1 protein-coding gene is annotated in these 1,503 nt (G+C 70.4%); it reads right to left on the bottom strand.

Annotated elements, in window-relative coordinates; translation table 11 throughout:
- Positions 1 to 34: 34 nt before the first annotated feature.
- Entirely contained in the window at positions 35 to 1,387 is a 1,353-nt protein-coding gene (locus tag ACFXAM_RS38725; RefSeq protein WP_380298630.1) for an IS4 family transposase, read from the bottom strand.
- Between the last annotated feature and the right edge of the window lie 116 nt (positions 1,388 to 1,503).

The raw sequence follows: 1,503 nt of genomic DNA, 5'->3' as shown, positions 1-1,503 counted from the left end.
CAACGCCGTTCAGTTAGGGGCGGTCTGGGCTGCGTCAAGGGTCGGTTGTGAGCATGTTGATGCTGATGGTGGCCTTGTAGGTTGTCCGGTCGATGGCGGGTCCGCGGGCGTTGTATTTGGAGATCGCTCGTTTGACGATGCGGTCTTTCGTGCGGACCCGCCGCGCGGGCAGCAGTTGGGCCAGCACGTGGCGGCCGATGGCTCCGACCAGGTCGATCACGGTGTCGGTGATGACGCCCGCGGCCAGGACGAGCTGGTCGCGGGCGGCGGACAGGGCGACGGTGAACCCGGCCCGGTCCGGGTCGGTGCCGGGGATGCTGTCGGTGGCGTCCGTCATCGCGGTCCGCAGTGCCTGGTAGGCGAGGAGCAGTGCCCAGACCTCCTGTTCGACCCCGGCGGGGGTGCGGGCGCGCAGGACCCGTCCGCTCAGGACCGTGGACTTCAGCTCCGCGTAGGCCGTCTCGATCTCCCAGCGCTCGTGGTAGAGCTGGATGAGTTCGCGGGCCGGGTGGGCGGACGGGTCGGTGAGGGTGGTCAGCAGCCGGTAGTGGCCGGTGCGGGCCCCTTTGGACGTGACGATGCTGATCTCGGCGTCGATGACACGGACGGTCAGCGTGCCGAGCCGTGTCAGGAACGAGCCGTCCCGGCAGCGGGCAACCGGTGGCAGCCTGCGTGCGGACTTGCACCGGACCAGCAGGTGCGCGCCGGTGGCGGCCAGGCGGTTGAGCAGGTCGGCGGCGGCGAAGTTCCGGTCGCCCAGCAGCAGCATCCCGGCCCGCAGATCGCCCGTCAGCCGGCCCGCGTACTCCAGCTCACCAGTGGTGGCCGGGCCGAAGACCGCCCCGATCACCGCCCTGGTGCCACAGGCCACCAGGGCGGTCAGCCGGACCTGAGGGTAGCCTCCGGCCCCGTTGTTGCAGCGCTGCTTGGCGAACACCGCGAGGTTGGCCGGGGTGTCCGGGACCGGCAGCAGCGTGCCGTCGACCGCCACCACCCACAGCCCGTGCCACCGGGCTTGGGCCGCGGTCGTGGCCACCGGGCCACGGACCAGGTCGAACAGTGCCTTCAACGGTGCCGGCCCCAGACGCTGGCGGGCCTGCCGCAACGCGCTGGCACTCGGTCTGGCGGGCGCCAGGCCCGCCAGACCGGCGCACATCCGGTCGAAGACCTGCCGGTAGCCCAGTTCGGCGAACAGCGCCCCCGCGAGCAGTAGGTACACGGTGACCCGCGCCGGTACCAGTCGGACCCGCCGCTGCACGGTCTTCGTCTCGGTCAGTACCTCATCGACCATCTCGAAGGGCAGGATCCGGGTCAACTCGCCGATATGGCCCGGCGCGAACGCCCCCGCGGCTACCCCGGCGGTCCGCGTTATGGCAGCCTGTTCCAACAGCGGAGCTCCCGTGATGAGGATGTCTTGGAGTGACAGCCCTCTTCTACGGCAGCTCCGCTGCTTTGCCTACCGGCCTTGACATGCAGGCCCCACGCCTAACTGAACGGCGTTGG

It is taken from the genome of Kitasatospora sp. NPDC059462 (assembly GCF_042749955.1).
Classification (GTDB): Bacteria; Actinomycetota; Actinomycetes; order Streptomycetales; family Streptomycetaceae; genus Kitasatospora.
This window is presented reverse-complemented; position numbering and strand designations above follow the sequence as displayed.